A 16,273-nucleotide genomic window follows, 5' to 3' on the forward strand; every position below is an offset into this window, starting at 1 on the left:
TCTAGTCTGTTCCGCCTAGGATGTTGTCCAGAAGGTTGAGAACCTGCTGGTCAACGACCTCACCCCCCTGACTTTGCAAGAGACCCGTGCTCAACGGCTGTTGCGGCACCATCATCGGCAGCGGTGTCGGTGTTTGCCCTTCAAGGATGCGTACCATCGTTTCGCGCCAGATCTGGGCAGGCAGGCCGCCCCCTGTCACACCCGTCAGACGGCGGTTATCGTCATAGCCCATCCAGACACCGGTGACGTAATCACCCGTGAAGCCGATAAACCAAGCGTCGCGCGATCCTTGGGTCGTGCCTGACTTGCCCGCAATCTGCCAACCGTCGATCTGTGCCCGCCGCCCAGTGCCTTCTTCGACAACCTTTGTCATCATCCACGTCAACTGGCGCGCGGCCTCCTCGCGGATAACCCTTTCGCCGATCCCGACAGAGCTTGCATCCATCAGCGTCGTATCATCGCCCATAAAGCGTAAGTCGGTCAGGCCGTATGGCTCAACCTGAGAACCGCCATTCAGGATACCGGCAAATGCGCCTGTCATTTCCAGCAGCGTGCTTTCTGTGACACCCAAGGCCAAGGCAGGACCAGCGGCGAATTCGCGATCAACGCCAAAGCCGCTTGCGACCTCGCTGACCAGACCGCGTCCGACCTCTTCAGAGACAAGAATGGCGGGGATGTTTCGGCTCTCGGCCAGGGCCTGCACCATCGTGACAGGGCCCTTGAATTCACGGTCATAGTTTTCAGGGCACCATTCTGGGCTGCCTCTGCGCTGCCAGCAGGTGCGTCGGTCGTCAATCATCGCATAGGGCGACATGCCCAGATCAAGCGCGGCGGCATAGATAAACGGTTTGAAGGCCGAACCGGTCTGGCGCAGGGCCTGTGTGGCGCGGTTGAACGCGCCGGTGGCACTGATATTGCGACCACCGACCATGGCGCGGACGGCCCCATCTGCGGACATCACAACAATTGCGGCCTGTGCTTCGGACCCTTCCCGCACATCGCGCTCGAAGACGGTGATCAAGGCCTCTTCGGCGGCCGACTGGATGCGCTGGTCGAGTGTTGTCCTGATGATCACATCTTCGGTCGTGTTGCGGGTGAAGAACTCCGGCCCGCTGTCCATCACCCAATCGGCAAAGAATCCGCCCGATTGCGCGCGTGCGGCCTCGGATAGGGTGGCTGGATTAACGAGCGCTTCAAGTGCCTCGCCTTCCGAAAGATAGCCCTGTTCTTCCATCAATCCGATGACGACAGCGGCGCGGTTCTGCGCGCGCTCAAGACTGCGCGTTGGGGCATTGGCGGACGGGGCCGTCAAAAGACCCGCCAGCATCGCGGATTGTGCGACGTTCACCTCTGCGGCGGAGATACCGAAGTAGCGCTGGGCTGCAGCCTCAAATCCGCGGCTCCCTGCACCAAGATAAGAGCGGTTGAGGTAAAGGGTCAGGATTTCCTCTTTGGTGTAGGCAATCTCCATCCCGATGGCGAAGACAGCTTCGCGGGCCTTGCGCCAAAGTGTCGTGCGGCGACAGTCGGCCTCATAGGCGGCTTCGTCTTCCCAGTCATCAGGATCATAAGGAACGCCGAGGCAGAGCAGCTTTGCTGTCTGCTGTGTGATGGTGGACCCACCATGGCCTGAAAGGGGGCCGCGGCCTTCACGCAGGTTGATCCGTACAGCCGAAGCGATCCCGCGCGGGGAAATGCCGAAGTGGCGGTAGAACCGCTTGTCCTCTGTCGCAATCACCGCGTCGTGCAGATGCTCTGACACGGTCTCTGCCGTCACCATCCCGCCGAATTGGTCTCCGCGCCATGCAAAGACCTCTCCGGAACGGTCGGTCATCGTCACCGACCCGCGTGCGCGCCCGTCAATCAATTCATCAACCGGCGGTAAGGTCGAGGCGAAATAGAATGAGAAACCGGCAACAATCAGCGCGACCACCATGCCAATACGCCAGGTGAAGGCCCAGATCAGGGAGAACAGCCAACGGAATGGCAAAAGCAGATAGCCGATGAATCCCTTCGGCTTTGACCGGCGGGTTGCTGCTCTGCGTGTCCGACGCGTCTTCGCTGGCTTTTTCGGTGCCGCCTTCTTCTTTTTGGCGGCGCTGCCTGCAGGATAGCGCTTTTCAGCCACCAAAGGTGACCGCTTCTTGTTGTTTCCACTCATGGTCTGCCCGACTGAGGTTTGTCTCTTTTGCGGCAGTCTAACCCGACTCGACACGGATGTAGAGCGCGGAGAATTGCCGATTGGCCCTTTTATGTGCGCCTAAAAAATAAGCAAATCAGTCAATTTGTGCAAAAATTGTGCAAATTGATCTGAAAACTGTTTATTTTGCACCTGCAGCATTCTTGTCCAACGCGGGTGTGCAGGCTCTTTGTTCCGGTGCGAGCGGGTGCTGCCCAAGGTGTCCCGCATGGAATTTGCAAGGGGAAGACAGTGAAACTCATCATTGCAACAATCAAACCGTTCAAGCTTGAGGAGGTCCGCGAGGCGCTGACCACCGTTGGCGTGCGCGGCATGATGGTGTCCGAGATCAAAGGCTTCGGCTCTCAGTCAGGTCACACCGAAATCTACCGTGGCGCCGAATACGCCGTGAACTTCGTCCCGAAGGTCAAGCTCGAGATCGTCGTGCAGGACAGCATGGCCGATCAGGTCGTCTCCACGATCGCCTCGACCGCCAAGACCGACAAGATCGGCGACGGCAAGATCTTCGTCCTCGACGTGGAAAGCGCACTGCGCGTCCGCACCGGCGAAACCAATGATGACGCGCTGTAAGCGTGTGAACTCAAGGGACAAACCAATGAAAATGACCAAGTATCTTTCGGTTGGTGCCGCGCTGACGCTGCTTCCGACCTTTGCGCTGGCGCAAGACGCCGCAGCGGGCTTTGATGAAATCGGCCCTTATATCATGACCACACTGCTGTTCCTCGTGGGTGGCTTTCTGGTGTTCTGGATGGCAGCAGGCTTTGCCATGCTCGAAGCGGGCCTCGTGCGGTCCAAGAACGTGGCGATGCAGCTGACCAAGAACATCGCGCTCTTCTCCATTGCCGCGATCATGTATTGGCTGGTTGGCTTCAACCTGATGTATCCAGGTGAATTCAACGGCTATTTCGCGCCGAACTTCGTGCCAACTGTGCTTGAGCCTGTTGGCCTTGCCGCTGACGAAGCAGCCCTTGATTACGCCTCCGTTGCATCCGACTTCTTCTTCCAGTTGATGTTCGTGGCTGCAACAGCGTCGATCGTTTCGGGTGCATTGGCCGAGCGGATCAAGCTTTGGCCGTTCCTGATCTTCGTGATCGTCCTGACTGGCTTCATGTATCCGATTTCCGGGTCCTGGCAGTGGGGCGGCGGCTGGTTGTCCGAAATGGGCTTCTCTGACTTCGCCGGTTCGACAATCGTACACTCTGTTGGTGGCTGGGCTGCTCTGGCCGGTGCGCTGATCCTTGGCCCACGTCTGGGCAAGTACAAGGATGGCCGCACTGTTCCAATGCCGGGTTCAAACCTTGCACTGGCCACACTGGGTACATTCATCCTGTGGCTGGGTTGGTTCGGCTTTAACGGCGGTTCGCAGCTTGCGGCCGGTACCGTTGGCGACATCACAGACGTTGGCCGTATCTTCGCCAACACCAACATGGCCGCTGCATCCGGCGCAGTTGCTGCCCTGATCCTGACCCAGATCCTCTACAAGAAGGTCGATCTGACCATGGTTCTGAACGGCGCGCTGGCAGGTCTGGTGTCCATCACAGCTGAGCCGCTTGCACCATCCCTCTTCGGTGCGCTGATCACCGGTGCCATCGGTGGTGTGATCGTGGTCTTCACCGTCCCAATGCTCGACAAGTTCAAGATCGACGACGTTGTTGGTGCGATCCCTGTCCACCTCTTCGCAGGTATCTGGGGCACGCTGGCTGTCGCCTTCTACACAGGCAACTGGGGTGCACAGATCACAGGTATCATCGCCTACGGTGTCTTCACCTTCGTGATCGCGCTTGTTGTTTGGGTCATCCTGAAGGCCACAATGGGTATCCGCGTCAGCGAAGAAGCCGAGATCAACGGTCTCGATATGGCTGAGCTGGGCATGGAAGCCTACCCTGACTTCTCCAAAGGCTAATCTCTCCCTGATAGCCGAGTGAGCTTGAACCCGGGCGTTCGCGCCCGGGTTTTTCTATGCGCGCAAGAAATCGCTCAAACGCAGAATGGCACCGGGATATTGTCTGGCAAAAGAAGACTATGATGCAAGAAATCCCCGAAATAAGGTTCTCTAGTGTCACTTTCTGCGAAGAAATTGCGTCATGATACGTGAAAATCGCCATCAAAGCCTGAGTCCAGCGATACGGAGCACAACATGATCCAGACACCTTACCTTTTATTCCTTGGCGATGCCCCTGATCAGCTTGCCGCGAAAGTGGCCCAAGGGATCAAGGACTGGCGTCCCGAAAATGCCGTTGGCCAGTTCCGCATGGCGGGCTGTGGGGCCGACCTCAAGATCACGGATATGAGCCTTGAGGATGGCCTTGCCGCCGGCGCCAGGACGCTTGTGATCGGCGTGGCAAACCGTGGCGGGGTGATTTCGCAGGCATGGAAGGATGTCTTGGTCGAGGCGCTGCAGATGGGCTATGACATCGCGTCAGGTCTGCATAATCTGTTGCGCGACGAAAAAGAGCTGATGGCCGCAGCCCGCGTGAATGGCCGGACCCTCTTTGATGTGCGGATTCCGTCTGTTGCCTATCCGATCGCCAACGGCAAGAAGCGCGCGGGCAAACGGTGTCTGGCCATCGGGACGGACTGTTCAGTGGGCAAGATGTATACCGGCCTTGCCATGGATGCCGAAATGCAGAAGCGTGGGCTCAAGTCCACATTCCGCCCGACAGGCCAGACCGGCATCCTGATCACCGGTGGCGGTGTGCCGCTGGACGCCGTGATCGCCGATTTCATGGCAGGCGCGGTGGAATACCTGACGCCGGACAATGATCCCGACCACTGGGATCACATCGAAGGGCAGGGGAGCCTTTTCCATGTCTCCTATTCCGGCGTAACGATGGCGCTGATCCATGGTGGTCAGCCTGACGCACTGGTGCTGGCGCATGAACCGACCCGCACCCATATGCGCGGCTTACCTGATTACGATTTGCCCAGCCTCGAGGCCTTACGCGACATGGCGCTACCCATCGCGCGGATCGCCAACCCGGATTGTCAGATCGTCGGCATTTCGGTGAACACCCAGCATTTGTCAGAAGACGAAGCGCTGGACTATCTGGCGGAAGTCGAAAAGCGTATGGGTCTGCCAACGGTGGATACCTTCCGTCAGGGTGCGGCACGTCTGGTCGATGCCTTGCTTGCGATCTAGACGGCGGAAATTGAGTATTTTTGGCAAAATGATGAGGGTGCGATGAAGATTAGCGTCACGCGAGATGTCTTCCGACTGGCGCAGGTCTTTACCATCAGCCGCGGGTCGCGGACCGAAGCCCAGGTTCTGACGGTCACTGTCGAGGGCTTTGGCGCGCGCGGGCAGGGCGAGTGTGTGCCTTATGCGCGCTATGGTGAGACGCTTGAGAGTGTCACCGACCAGATCACGGGCTTTGACGGTGCCTGGCCAGATTTGCCCGATGCGCTGCCGGCAGGGGCGGCGCGAAATGCGCTGGATTGTGCCTTTTGGGATCATGCCGCGAAACGTGCTGGCAAGCGGGTCTGGGATCTTTTGGGTGTACCTGTCCCACAACCAGAGATCACCGCTTACACGCTTTCCCTTGATACGCCTGAGGCGATGGAGGCGCAGGCGCGCAAGAACGCCGCGCGTCCCCTTTTGAAGATCAAGCTGGGCACGCCCGATGATATGCCAAGGCTTGAGGCCGTGCGCCGTGGTGCGCCGGATGTGCCGATCATCATCGACGCCAATGAAGGCTGGACCGCCGACGTTTACGCCGACCTTGCCCCCCATTTGATGGGTCTTGGGGTGCAGATGGTGGAGCAGCCTCTGCCTGCCGGACAGGACGACATGCTGGGCGAGATCGCGCGGCCCTTGCCGGTTTGCGCGGATGAAAGCTGCCATGACCGCGCGAGCCTGCCTGCCTGCAAGGGCAAATATGACATGGTGAATATCAAGCTGGACAAGACCGGGGGCCTGACCGAAGCCCTGGCGCTCAAGCGGCAGGCACTGGCCGAAGGCTACGGTGTGATGGTCGGTTGCATGGTCGGATCGTCACTGGCGATGGCGCCTGCCACCATTCTGGCGCAGGGCGTGGCCTATACGGACCTTGACGGCCCGCTGCTATTGGCCGAAGACCGTGACCAACCTTTGAAATTCGATCAGGACGGGGTGCATCCACCGTCTGCAGCACTTTGGGGATGACCATGCGCACAGTCTACGTCAACGGCGAGTACCTGCCAGAAAATGAAGCCAAGATCTCGATCTTTGACCGCGGTTTCCTGATGGCCGATGGCGTCTATGAGGTGACGAGCGTGCTGGACGGCAAGCTGATCGACTTTGACGGCCATTCCAAGCGTCTTGAGCGCTCGCTCAATGAACTCGACATGCCACACCCTGCTGTCCTGCCTGACCTTCTGGAGGTCCACCGCGAGCTGGTGCGTCTGAACGGCATCGAAGAAGGCATGATCTATCTGCAGATCACACGCGGTGCCCCAGGTGATCGCGATTTCGTTTTCCCCGATCCTGAAACCACCGCACCGACCGTGGTGCTGTTCACCCAGAACAAGCCGGGACTGGCCGATAGCCCTGCCGCCAAGAAGGGGATCAAGGTCATTTCGATCGAGGACGCGCGCTGGGCACGTCGCGATATCAAGACTGTGCAGTTGCTCTACCCGTCGATGGGCAAGATGATGGCCAAGGCCGCTGGCGTCGATGACGCATGGATGGTCGAGGATGGTTTCGTCACCGAAGGCACCTCTAACAACGCCTATATCGTCAAAGGCAACACGATAATCACTCGTCACCTTGGCAACGAAATCCTGCACGGCATCACCCGTGCGGCGGTCCTGCGTTTCGCGCGCGAAGCGCAGATGCAGGTCGAAGAACGCAGCTTCACTATTGACGAGGCAAAAGACGCTGACGAGGCCTTCATTACCTCGGCCAGCACCTTTGTGATGCCGGTGGTCGAGATTGACGGCGCGCAGGTGGGTGAGGGCACGCCCGGGTCAGTGGCCACACGCCTGCGCGAGATTTACCTCGACGAAAGCCGCAAGGCGGCAGTCTAACGCAGCTTGCGAAACAGCTTTTTGTTGAGCGCGACGAAGCGGTCGACGGGCCAGGTCCAGAAGGACCTGTCCTGTGCGCGCAGATAGGCATAACCGATCCAGCTTGCAGAGGCCGCACCGATCACATCGACGATCAGATCGCCCATTGTATCGTTCAACCCTGATTTCTGCATATTCAGCCCGAACCACTGATCCATCAGGAATTCAAAGACCTCCCAGATGGCACCAATCGCGACGGCGATGGCAAAGGCCAGAAAACAGATCGCCCAATGCGGGGCTGCAAATCTGTCCCCTTCAAACATCATCAGCACAAAGAGGAAGCCGACAAGGCCGAAGCCTAAGGCCGATGAGCCATGGAGTGCGATATCCCACCACCAGACCCTTTCGTAGAAATCAAACGCCTCGCCCATGAAGATCGAGGCCACAACGAAAACGGTTGTCGCGGCCACAAAGGCCAGAGGCAGCGTGATATCAAACCAACGTGCCAGCATGATCGGGGCAAGCGACAGCGCCAAGGTTGCGACGGCCACGAAACTGAGTGACCAGCGCCCTTCGAGAGCGGCTGTTGCCGCTGCAAGCAGCAAGAGCGCCCAGACCATTTTGACGAACAGGCTTTGTTGTCTGAGTTGCGCGAGCATCCCTCCACCCCTGTCAACAAACGGGTTCAATACTTATATGCGTAGCATGAGACAGGCACACAAGCCCCGCGATCTACGCATCGCCAGCTATAACATCCGTAAAACCAAAGGATTGGACGGCAAGCGCAACCCCGGACAGGTCATTGACGTACTAAATGCGCTTGAGGCGGATGTGGTCGCCTTGCAGGAAGCGGATCATCGTCTAGGTGCGCGGCCAGCGGCTTTGCCGTATCAGATGATCACCTCTGGCACAGATTTTGATGTTGTTCCTCTTGCTGCAAACGATGTGAGCCTTGGATGGCATGGCAACGCGATCCTTGTGCGCCGTGGCCTTGACGTTTCGCAGCCGCGACGGTTGCGCCTGCCGGGGTTGGAGCCGCGCGGCGCGGTTGCGGTTACGCTCAATGGCAAAACCACCATCGTCGGTGTCCATCTTGGATTGATGCGCCATTCACGGCGACAGCAGCTCAGCGCGATCATGTCCCAAATTGGCGATCCCGCGCAGACTGTGATGATCGGTGATATGAACGAGTGGGCCAACACGCGCGGGTTCGAGCCGCTGGATGGGCACCTGACCGTGCATAGCCCCGGTCGAAGTTTCCACGCAGCACGCCCGATCGCTGCATTGGACCGTATCGCGATCGGGGTGAATGTGGCCCTTATGGACGCGGGTGTCGATGAAAGCCCGCGGGCCAGTCGTGTTTCGGACCATTTGCCGATCTGGGCCGATGTTTCCGTGGCAGCGGGCTAGACTTAGTAGAGCACCCCGATCAGCGCCGCTGCAAACGTCGTGATCATCATCAATATGACGACACTGGTAAAAAAGCACCCACGCGGCAGTTCAAAACCCTGCACATCACCTGTCATTTCGGTTTTTTGCATCAGCCGTTTCCTCTTTGCTTGCAAAACACCTCACCGGAACGCCCTCCGGTTACGGGTTGTCCGCGTTGACCTGTCCTTGCAACTCTTTCGCCCGTTCTGCTGTGACGCCGAATAGGTCTTCCACACGGTGCATCAACCCATCCTCGATTTCATGCTTGTAGCCATCCGCATAGACGACCTCCCAGAGGGCCAGAAGCACCGCTTCCTTTTCTTCAGTGCTGATCGCCTTATTGAGGATGACCGCGACATCCTCGGTTTCAGGGATCGTAGCTTCTAGCAATTCACACTCGGCGCGCATCTTGGCCGCCGCGACCGGGTTCAAGCCGTGGCGCTTTGCCAGCACCTTGTCGATCGCTGCGATCTCCTCGAAGACATAGGCATGATCCGCCTTGGCCGCTCGGACCAGAAGGGCCCCCATCGCGTGGCTGGCATCAGCCTCAGGCAAGGGTGTGTGATAGCCGGACGGATTTCGGAAAAACGCTTTGAGCCGCTCCAGCATGGGTTTACCCGTGGCTTTTCTTGAAGGCGTCCTGCGCCTTGGCTGATGCTTCTGTCTGGTAGTTGGCCTTCCACTCCGCAGAGGTCATCCCGTAGAACGCCTCTCGGCCCTCTTCTTTGGACATCTCGATGCCGCGTTCGTTCGCAGCCTCCTGATACCAGCGGGACAGGCAATTCCGGCAAAATCCGGCAAGGTTCATCATATCAATGTTCTGCACATCAGTGCGATCTTCCATCAGATGCTTTTGCAAACGACGAAAGGCGGCAGCTTCGAGTTCAATCTGGGTTTGGGCGTCCATCTCTGTTCCTTCACAGGCCGGTGTCTTCCAATACCTGCGATAATATCTTGGCCAGCCGGTTTGCCCAGAGTGTCTGCCCCGCCTCATCCGCAATCAGGTCATGGCGTAACTCAATAAGCACATTCGGCCGTCCCTGTTGCAGCGCGTGGCGGTCAACGGCGTCCCCTGGCAGGTGGCCCGCATAGGGTTCATTGTCACCGGTGCACCAGCCCATCTCGCGGCAGGCCGCGATGATGGCAGTTGAGAACGGGTCGTTGTCAGCGTGAAGAATGCCGACTTCCCACGGGCGCGGATGGCGCCCGCGCAGGCGCGGGGTAAAGCTGTGGACGGCGCAAATGACCGGATTGTCGATCTTGTTTGCCAGATCCGCATAGGCTGCGTGATAGGGGCGATAGAGGCGGCGCAGGCGCTCCTCTTTTTCAGCGTCATCGGCGTTCTTGTTGGCCGGAATAATCGTGCCGTCATAAAGACGCATCATGATGGTGGGATCATCCTCGCCACGGTTGGGATCACAGACCAGCCGCGAAAACCGTGAAAGAATGGCCGGACTATCCAGCAGCGCGGCCAGCTTGCGCGTCACACCTGCGGCACCGATGTCATATGCGATATGGCGGTTCATATCCTCTGGCGGCAAGCCCAGATCACCGCCATTGATCCAGTCAGGCACAATATTCGTGGCGTGGTCGCACGCCACAAGCCACCTGCCGGGGCGATCAGCGCCCTCTACCTCAAATGGGTCGTCAGTCATTGTCGTGTCATTCCTTTGTCACGGCACATAGGCTAGAGCGTCTCGGGAACCAAGACTGAATCAGGAAATGCGCGCCTTGAGGCTGCAAACGACCCGCTCGCGTCTTCAATTTGGAAAAAGCGCACAAGTCGCATTTTCTCAAACAGCGTGAGTTGAAGCAGCGAGGGTTTTGCGCAATAAGGGCGCAACTTGTGCTGTTACCGCTAACGGCACCGACGGACGAAGGATATGATATGAAACGCCACCGCAATGTAAAAATCGTCGCCACGCTGGGCCCTGCCTCTGACGATTACGAAATGATCCGTGCCCTGCATGAGGCAGGGGCCGACGTGTTCCGCCTGAACATGTCTCATGGTGATCATGCCGAAATCAAGCGCCGGCACGAGATCATCCGCAAGGTGGAAAAGGACCTCGACAGCCCGATAGCGATTCTGGCGGACCTGCAGGGACCCAAGCTGCGGGTGGGTGTTTTCAAGAACGGTGAGGAGGAACTGGTCGAAGGGGCTGCCTTCCGTCTGGACCTTGACGATGCCGAAGGCGACGCAACCCGCGTGAAGCTGCCCCACAAGGAAATCTTTGACGCGCTTGAACCCGGCGCACATTTGCTGGTCAACGACGGCAAGATCAAACTGCGGGTCAAGGACTGCGGCGCGACGTTTGCTGACTGCGAAGTTGTCGTTGGCGGGACTATCTCGAACCGCAAGGGCGTCAACGTGCCGGATGTGACGCTGCCTTTGGCCGCGCTCTCGCCCAAGGACCGCAAGGACCTTGAGTTTGTCTGCGATCTGGGTGTCGACTGGCTGGCCCTGTCTTTCGTGCAGCGTCCTGCCGACGTAGAGGAAGCACGCGAACTGGCCAAGGGCCGTGCTGCGATCCTGTCGAAGATCGAAAAGCCGAATGCTGTGAAAGTCTTTGATGAGATCCTGAAAGTTTCTGACGGCGTCATGGTGGCGCGCGGCGATCTTGGTGTTGAATTGCCCGTCCAGAATGTGCCCCCGATCCAGAAGCAGCTTGTGCGCAAGTGCCGTGCGGCGGCCAAGCCGGTCATCGTCGCGACGCAGATGCTCGAATCCATGATCGAATCCCCGATGCCAACACGGGCGGAGGTCTCTGACGTGGCAACGGCGATTTATGAAGGCGCAGATGCCATCATGCTGTCGGCAGAATCAGCCGCCGGGTCTTATCCGATCGAAGCCGTCACAACGATGAGCAACGTTGCCGCCGAAGTGGAATCCGATCCGACCTACACCGAGATCATCGAAGCCTCCCGCAAGGCCGGCGGTGTGACGGTGGCCGACGGCATCGTGTCCGCCGCGCGCGAGATTGCTGAAAAGACCGACGTCAAGGCGATCTGCTGTTTCTCGCAATCGGGGACAACGGCGCTTCTGGTTTCGCGTGAACGTCCGCGTGTGCCGATCATCGCATTGACCAACCATATCGAAACGGCACGCCGCCTGTGTCTGTCTTGGGGCACCAATTGTGCGCTCTCAGGGCCGGTGGACCGCTTCAAGGATGCTGTGATTGCGGCGGTGCGCGCCGCCCGTGCGCAAGATCTGGCCACCGAAGAGGATATGATCGTTGTCACCGCAGGTGTGCCATTCAACACACCGGGGTCGACCAACATCCTGCGTGTCGCACCGTGCGCCGAGGATTTGATTTACGCCGCCGCGTCAGAGTAACCTTCCGGCAAACACAACAGGCGGGCAGGGCAGTTGGACCTCGATTTGATCTTTGTGATTGCATTGCTGGTCGGTGTGTTTGCCCTGCCTTTGATCGTCAGTGCCCTGTCTGACAAGCGCTGGCCCGTCAACGGGGTGGTCATGCTTGTTATCGCAGGCGTCGCCATCGCCTACACGGTGCAGGAAGATGCCAGCCGCTACACCGTCGAGAACGCTGACACCATCGTGGTCGAAGTGCTGGGTCGGTATATCAACTGACCCCCGCGCCTCTCCAGCTCAAAGGCGAAATTGACTTCTCGGGCAGATTGCACAAGGCTGGCAGCACGCCTGAGAGGTTTTCCGATGCCACCTGAAATCAACCTGCCACTGATTTTGCTCGCAGCCCTTGTGGCGGCAATCAGCCCCGGACCAGCAACGCTTGCGCTTGCCGGTACGTCCATGGCGTCCGGTCGACGGTCAGGTCTGGCGCTGGCCTCTGGGATCACGACCGGCTCGCTGATGTGGTCAGTCGCGGCGGCGCTAGGGCTTGGTGCGGTGATGCTTGCGAATGCCTGGGTCTTCGAGACGATCCGTTACTTCGGTGCAGCTTACTTGATGTATCTTGCCTACAAAGCAGCCCGTTCAGCGCTGACCGCCAAAGATCTGGCTACCAGATCATTCAAGGGCGGCAAGCGCACCCTTTATGCCAAAGGGCTGGCATTGCACCTGACCAATCCCAAAGCGATTTTGTTCTTCGGCTCACTGTTCTCCTTGGGCATTCCTCCGGGCACCAAACCAGAGGTGCTGGCAGTCGTGATCGCCGCAGTCGGCTTGCAGAGCGCACTGATGTTTCACGGATACGCCATCGTCTTTTCCTCGCAAACGATGACAAAGATGTATCTGAAGCTGCGGCGCTGGTTCGAAGCCGCATTTGCACTGGGCTTCAGTGCCGCGAGCTTGAAAATTCTGACGTCGAAAGTGCAGGCCCCCTAGAGGGCACATGACGCAGCCACAGCCGTATTTTATGGCTTTTTCCGCTTGCGCTACAGCAAGTCCCGTCTTATAGCGCAGCCTTCACCCGCGCGTCCGGCCGATATGGCATGCCGAGTCGCGTGTTCCGACCGATCTAAAGAGGAGACGGAAATGCCAAAGATGAAGACAAAATCGAGCTGCAAAAAGCGGTTCAAGGTGACGGCCTCCGGCCGCATCAAAGCAGGTCAGGCAGGCAAGCGCCACGGCATGATCAAGCGTACCAAGAAATTCATTCGTGATGCTCGCGGGACAACCGTTCTGGCAAAGGCTGATGAACAGATCATCAAGCCAATGATGCCCTATTCACGCTGATACGAAAGGATTTGAGACATGCGCGTTAAAGGTGGAACCGTCACTCATCGTCGTCACAAGAAAGTCCTGGACGCAGCGAAAGGTTACTATGACCGCCGCTCCAAGACCTTCAAGGTTGCCAAGCAGGCCGTCGACAAAGCCAACCAGTATGCGACCCGCGACCGTCATAACCGCAAGCGCAACTTCCGTGCGCTGTGGATTCAGCGGATCAACGCAGGCGTCCGTGCCGTGGACGAGAACCTGAACTACTCCAAATTCATCAACGGTCTGAACCTCGCCGGTATCGAAGTTGACCGTAAGGTTCTCGCTGATCTGGCTGTCAATGAGCCGGAAGCATTTGCGACAATCGTCGGCAAAGCAAAGGACGCGCTGCCTGCATAAGCAGCCGCGCCCCACAAGACTTTCAAAGCCGCACGCTTCGCCGTGCGGCTTTTTGTTTGGGCCATTGCGTCTTATGGCAGGGGGTGCCCGCGCGCATGGGAAGTGATTTCAAAAAGCCCGCATCTGAACCCGATGGCGGCGGGTCCAGCCCGCGCCCCGCTGCCTGAGCCGAAATCGCGCCCTGCGAATCTCTGATCTGTGATTTCCGGCCTCAGGAATCAGTTCTGCCAGGTCGGGTGGCCCTCTCAAGGCCATTTTGGGGCAAGGTCGCCTTGGTTCTGCCACAATTCGTTTCTCGTTTCACAACAGTAGCTTACGTGGCGGCAGATTTGATCAGAATCAGAAGTATGAATCATATGTGAAGTGACACATCGGCGGATGTTTGCTAGTTTCGAGAAAGTCGCAAATTATTCATAACACTGCCTCATTCTGTATTTGAGGCGCATATTTGACCGGTAAGGAGTAGGTGAAGTGACCTTTGTACGGAAATTCTTTAATGACGAAGACGGCGCAATTTCCGTCGATTTTGTCGTACTCACTGCAGCAATCGTCACGCTCGGCCTCGTCGTCGGCGCGGTGATCAGCAGCGGTGCCGAAGGCTTGGCCAATCGCACCGAAGCTGAATTAAACAATATGTAAGCGGTCTGGGGGGTTAGACCGCTCCTCTCGTCGTTTCTTGCAGGTGCAAACGCACTGTCAAAGCGCCCCCGCTGCGGGGCGCTTTTTGTCTGATGTGATGCCTCTAGACACCCATCCGATAGAACGCGGCCGCCGTTGCCCCAAAGACCGCCTCGTGCATGTCGGCTGGCACAATCTGGCGCATCGCTGACAACAGGATCGCATAGTCGGAATAAAGCGAATCGACCGGAAAATTTGACCCGAACATGCATCGCGTCGGGCCGAACTGGTCCAGACAGGTTTCCACAAACGGTCTGATCGTCTCGACCGTCCAATCGTGGTCAAACATGCCAAGCCCCGAAAGTTTGCAAGTGACCTGTGGTCGCTCTGACAACAGCCTGAGCGCCTCCGCCCATGCTGCATGGCCAGCCGCACTCCGGTCTGTCGGTGAACCGCAGTGACACAGCGCAATCGCTGTTTCTGGCGCATGATCGAGCACACGGGCCATATCGCTGTAGAGGTCGGGGATCAGTTGCAGATCAAAAGACAGCCCGCGCGCTCCCGCACGCCGCAGCCCTTCGGCAAAGCGCGGATCGGCCAATAAACCGTTCGTGCCTGTTTTCGCGTCCTCACCGGGTGCGCGCCCAACAATCTGTCGCACGCCCCGCACGGTCGAGAGGGTCTGAAAGCGATCAAGCTGGCCATCAAGATCATCCGCCGTGACATCGCAAAACACCACCTGCGTCATGGGCCAGTCTGCGTTGGCGTCGGCGACCTTCTGCACCCAGGCGGCCTCGTCACAAGGGTCAGCTGCGCCCACCTGAATATGGACCGAGCCGTCAAACCAATCCGCATCGGCCCTGAATTCATCAATCAGGTAATCGCGTTGAATGGGCGTCGGATCGCCGAAAAACCGCACGGCACCCCGCTCCATCAGCCACGGATAGCTGACCGCGTTCAAATCCCAAAGATGGTGGTGGGCATCAATTCTCATCGCGAAGGTATCCTTGGTTGTCAGGGTGACGCGCTTGGCAAACGGGCTGGTCGGATGTCAGCACCAAAAAGACCTTGCCCAACGCCGGATCGCGTGTCTACGTTTCTGCAAACGTATGCAAAACGGTGCAAGGATCGCAAGCCTCACCTCGAAAGCGGGGGCGGCGATCAGACGGTACCATCAAGGAGAGGCCCCATGGATGACGCGCTGCTGAAACTTCTGACCGAGGTCGACACCCCAACGGTCTGCAACGCCATCGAAGTTGTGGAAGGTAAACGCGGGTTCGACCGCTACACGCGCGGCACCGTGCAGTGCTCGGACCCTGCAGGGGGCGCGATGATCGGCTATGCGCGTACCGCCAAGATTTCGGCAATCGCACCTCCGACCGAAGCGCCAGAGGTCATCAAGGAACGCCGCATGGCCTACTACAAACATATGTCCGAAGGCCCGCGCCCCGGCATCGCGGTGGTCGAGGACCTCGACGGTGAGGCAGCCGTCGGTGCCTTCTGGGGCGAGATCAACACGACGGTCCACAAAGGTCTGGGGCTTTCAGGTGCGCTGACAAATGGCGTGATGCGGGACCTCGGCGATCTGCCTGCAGGCTTTCCTGTCGTTGCAGGTCAGATCGGCCCCAGCCATGCCTTTGTGCACGTCAGGGAAATCGGCACGCCGGTGCAGCTCTTTGGGCTGACGATCGCGGACGGGGAGCTTGTCCATGCGGACCGGCACGGTGCCGTTGTCATCGACGAAGCCTACCTGCCCGAACTTGGCGCAGCCATTCAGAAGCTCCTCAAGACCGAACAAATCGTTCTGTCCGCCGCCCGCGAGCCCGACTTCGACTTCGCGCGTTTTGCAACAGCATGGGCGCAGTTTGAAAAAGAGCGCACCTGAGACGCCCGACGCGGGCAACGCACGGTGCGGTAAGCGGTTTGCAAGCAAATGCGGGTTAGTCTCGTTCCCGGATATCCAACCGCAGGGGTGTGACACCACCCCGACAAGATCAGGTTTC

General features: G+C 58.5%; 20 protein-coding genes. 13 read left to right on the forward strand and 7 right to left on the reverse strand.

The window, feature by feature from the left end:
* Window position 1 precedes the first annotated feature (1 nt).
* Window positions 2-2,161, reverse strand: a complete 2,160-nt coding sequence (locus tag BM316_RS14685; RefSeq protein WP_090210102.1) for a transglycosylase domain-containing protein — start codon at window positions 2,159-2,161, stop codon at window positions 2-4.
* A 270-nt stretch (window positions 2,162-2,431) separates the two neighbouring features.
* Between BM316_RS14685 and BM316_RS14690 the strand changes: the two genes are divergently transcribed.
* From BM316_RS14690 to BM316_RS14710, 5 genes are all read left to right on the forward strand, one after another.
* The gene (locus BM316_RS14690; RefSeq protein ID WP_090210104.1) at window positions 2,432-2,770 is read left to right on the forward strand and encodes a P-II family nitrogen regulator; all 339 of its coding nucleotides are present in this window, start codon (window positions 2,432-2,434) and stop codon (window positions 2,768-2,770) included.
* A 25-nt stretch (window positions 2,771-2,795) separates the two neighbouring features.
* Complete coding sequence (gene amtB / locus BM316_RS14695) at window positions 2,796-4,103, forward strand: ammonium transporter AmtB (RefSeq protein WP_090210105.1); 1,308 nt, start codon at window positions 2,796-2,798, stop codon at window positions 4,101-4,103.
* A gap of 234 nt (window positions 4,104-4,337) precedes the next feature.
* Window positions 4,338-5,339: an N-acetyltransferase DgcN gene (gene dgcN / locus BM316_RS14700; RefSeq protein WP_090210107.1), complete on the forward strand. Its 1,002-nt coding sequence runs from the start codon at window positions 4,338-4,340 to the stop codon at window positions 5,337-5,339.
* Between the two features lie 42 nt (window positions 5,340-5,381).
* Window positions 5,382-6,341 carry an N-acetyl-D-Glu racemase DgcA gene (dgcA, locus tag BM316_RS14705; protein WP_090210108.1) on the forward strand — a complete coding sequence of 320 codons (960 nt, stop codon included), beginning with the start codon at window positions 5,382-5,384 and terminating at the stop codon, window positions 6,339-6,341.
* Entirely contained in the window at window positions 6,338-7,204 is an 867-nt protein-coding gene (locus tag BM316_RS14710) for a D-amino-acid transaminase (protein WP_090210110.1), read from the forward strand. The genes dgcA and BM316_RS14710 overlap by 4 nt, the downstream gene beginning before the upstream one ends.
* Here the strand turns inward: BM316_RS14710 and BM316_RS14715 are convergent.
* Entirely contained in the window at window positions 7,201-7,842 is a 642-nt protein-coding gene (locus tag BM316_RS14715) for a DUF2238 domain-containing protein (protein ID WP_090210112.1), read from the reverse strand. The genes BM316_RS14710 and BM316_RS14715 overlap by 4 nt on opposite strands.
* 46 nt (window positions 7,843-7,888) lie before the next feature.
* On the opposite strand from BM316_RS14715, the gene BM316_RS14720 reads away from it, so the two are divergent.
* A complete protein-coding gene (locus tag BM316_RS14720) occupies window positions 7,889-8,593 on the forward strand; it encodes an endonuclease/exonuclease/phosphatase family protein (protein WP_090210114.1) in 705 nt (234 codons plus the stop codon).
* Between the two features lie 2 nt (window positions 8,594-8,595).
* On the opposite strand, the gene BM316_RS16850 is transcribed toward BM316_RS14720, so the two are convergent.
* The 4 genes from BM316_RS16850 to BM316_RS14735 are packed head-to-tail and all read right to left on the reverse strand — an operon-like array spanning window position 8,596 to window position 10,269.
* A complete protein-coding gene (locus BM316_RS16850; protein WP_278246880.1) occupies window positions 8,596-8,724 on the reverse strand; it encodes a hypothetical protein in 129 nt (42 codons plus the stop codon).
* Between the two features lie 49 nt (window positions 8,725-8,773).
* A complete protein-coding gene (locus BM316_RS14725) occupies window positions 8,774-9,223 on the reverse strand; it encodes a tellurite resistance TerB family protein (protein ID WP_090210116.1) in 450 nt (149 codons plus the stop codon).
* A gap of 4 nt (window positions 9,224-9,227) precedes the next feature.
* Window positions 9,228-9,521, reverse strand: coding sequence for a DUF1244 domain-containing protein (locus BM316_RS14730; protein ID WP_090210117.1), 294 nt, complete (start codon window positions 9,519-9,521; stop codon window positions 9,228-9,230).
* Between the two features lie 10 nt (window positions 9,522-9,531).
* Complete coding sequence (locus BM316_RS14735; protein ID WP_090210119.1) at window positions 9,532-10,269, reverse strand: N-formylglutamate amidohydrolase; 738 nt, start codon at window positions 10,267-10,269, stop codon at window positions 9,532-9,534.
* Between the two features lie 233 nt (window positions 10,270-10,502).
* Here BM316_RS14735 and pyk point away from each other — a divergent pair, with 233 nt between their 5' ends.
* From pyk to BM316_RS16760, 6 genes are all read left to right on the forward strand, one after another.
* A complete protein-coding gene (gene pyk / locus BM316_RS14740) occupies window positions 10,503-11,948 on the forward strand; it encodes a pyruvate kinase (RefSeq protein WP_090210121.1) in 1,446 nt (481 codons plus the stop codon).
* Window positions 11,949-11,981: 33 nt separating this feature from the next.
* Window positions 11,982-12,206, forward strand: a complete 225-nt coding sequence (locus BM316_RS14745; protein ID WP_090210123.1) for a hypothetical protein — start codon at window positions 11,982-11,984, stop codon at window positions 12,204-12,206.
* Window positions 12,207-12,290: 84 nt separating this feature from the next.
* The gene (locus tag BM316_RS14750; RefSeq protein WP_090210125.1) at window positions 12,291-12,920 is read left to right on the forward strand and encodes a LysE family translocator; all 630 of its coding nucleotides are present in this window, start codon (window positions 12,291-12,293) and stop codon (window positions 12,918-12,920) included.
* 150 nt (window positions 12,921-13,070) lie between these two features.
* Window positions 13,071-13,271 (forward strand): 50S ribosomal protein L35, encoded by a 201-nt coding sequence (gene rpmI / locus BM316_RS14755; protein ID WP_090210127.1) that lies wholly within the window; start codon window positions 13,071-13,073, stop codon window positions 13,269-13,271.
* Between the two features lie 18 nt (window positions 13,272-13,289).
* Window positions 13,290-13,652, forward strand: a complete 363-nt coding sequence (gene rplT, locus BM316_RS14760; protein WP_090210129.1) for a 50S ribosomal protein L20 — start codon at window positions 13,290-13,292, stop codon at window positions 13,650-13,652.
* 471 nt (window positions 13,653-14,123) lie between these two features.
* Window positions 14,124-14,291 carry a hypothetical protein gene (locus BM316_RS16760; RefSeq protein ID WP_165606611.1) on the forward strand — a complete coding sequence of 56 codons (168 nt, stop codon included), beginning with the start codon at window positions 14,124-14,126 and terminating at the stop codon, window positions 14,289-14,291.
* Window positions 14,292-14,394: 103 nt separating this feature from the next.
* Here BM316_RS16760 and BM316_RS14765 read toward each other — a convergent pair whose 3' ends face one another.
* Window positions 14,395-15,264, reverse strand: a complete 870-nt coding sequence (locus BM316_RS14765; RefSeq protein WP_090210131.1) for an amidohydrolase family protein — start codon at window positions 15,262-15,264, stop codon at window positions 14,395-14,397.
* A 195-nt stretch (window positions 15,265-15,459) separates the two neighbouring features.
* On the opposite strand from BM316_RS14765, the gene BM316_RS14770 reads away from it, so the two are divergent.
* Entirely contained in the window at window positions 15,460-16,155 is a 696-nt protein-coding gene (locus BM316_RS14770; RefSeq protein ID WP_090210133.1) for an RraA family protein, read from the forward strand.
* Window positions 16,156-16,273: the final 118 nt, after the last annotated feature.

Source organism: Yoonia litorea, assembly GCF_900114675.1.
Taxonomy (GTDB): Bacteria; Pseudomonadota; Alphaproteobacteria; order Rhodobacterales; family Rhodobacteraceae; genus Yoonia; species Yoonia litorea.